General features: G+C 49.6%; 1 protein-coding gene. It reads right to left on the bottom strand.

Annotation, left to right across the window (positions count from 1 at the left end):
• Nucleotides 1-1,219, bottom strand: a 1,219-nt coding sequence (gene aglA, locus AS158_RS09240) for an alpha-glucosidase AglA (RefSeq protein ID WP_165304910.1), incomplete at its 3' end; no start/stop codon positions are given.
• Nucleotides 1,220-1,345: the final 126 nt, after the last annotated feature.

Below are 1,345 nucleotides of genomic sequence, written 5' to 3'. Positions count from 1 at the left end.
GTAAGTAGAACTTCTTGATCCTGTCTGTAAGATCAGGCTCTATCTTCTCCGGATGTATCCCCTCTTTATCAACTACCACTGGCACCTCCACCACTACATCGTCCGGTATCCCCTTTATCACCCCTCTGTTCTCTATGTTCAATACAAGCCTCGCCTTCTTGTCATTCACAAGCGCGTTGATGAAAGGTATGTGCTGTTCTACACTCTCACTGCCTGTTGTGAACACCTCAGGCCACACCTTCGTCAGCTCTATCGTCGGATCTTTCTCTACTTCTTTCGCAAGTTCCATCAGCCTCTTCCTCTGCTCCCTCAAACTCTCGTAGAACTTCGGCCTTTCCACTTCGTTGTCTATCCCCCCAAACTTCCCGTACCATCTCTTCTTCGTCTCAAGATCGTAGTGGTATTTCCATGTCCCACTCCTCACCGTGTCCCCTATCGGGTACATCCCGTAGAACCTGTACATGTCTATCGCTGCAGGTGAAAAGTCCACATCCCATGGATTCTTCGGCTCCCATCGCGACGCGTTCTCCTCTATCCATTCGTCCAGCTTCGGATAGAGATCTTCCCCTCTGCATCTGAACCTGTTCATCCATATCGCATGGTTCACCCCTGCTACCTGCCAGTCTAATTCCTCTGGCTCCACACCGAGTACTTTCGCAAGGTGGAACACGTGCGCATACCCGTGGCAGAAACCCACTATCTTTGCCTTCGTAAGCCTCTTCACAAGTTGTGTGATCTCAAAAACAGGATTGGCCGTCTGCAGTATCCACGCATTCGGTGCTATCTTCTCCACTGCCTTTGCTATATCAAGACTCATCTTCAGGTGGTTGTAGTTGCTGAGTGTGTAGTAGTCCGAGACCATGTTCAGCTCCTGGCTGTCTATCCCTCTGTAGTAGCCATGTCTCTCCCCTACTTCCCTCATGATCTCGTAGTGTACGTATCCGTCTTCGTGCCCTGGTGCCCTGTAGAGGGCTGTGTTGATGACAAAATCTGCCCCTTCAAGTGCCTCCTCAAGGCTTGTCGTCTGTTCCACTGTGTACTCTGCATTCAGTTCTCTGAGGTACTTTGTGACGAGAATGTACGTTGCTTTCAACCTTTCTTCGTCGATGTCCATCAGTACCAGTCTTGACCCATACAAATCCGGTGTCTTCGCCAGGTCCCCTACCAGCTTGATCGTGTACCTCACACTCCCCGCTCCTACAAATACTATGGTAGGCATGTGTGCACCTCCTCTAAATTCCGGGTAATGGTTCAAATACAAAGAGGGGGTCTCCCCCCTCCAAATGTTAACGGATTGGTTGATGATAATTACTGAGCCGTATTTAGTTCTTCAAACACCAGTTTC

Source organism: Thermotoga sp. 38H-to (assembly GCF_011057665.1).
Lineage (GTDB): Bacteria > Thermotogota > Thermotogae > Thermotogales > Thermotogaceae > Thermotoga.
This window is presented reverse-complemented; position numbering and strand designations above follow the sequence as displayed.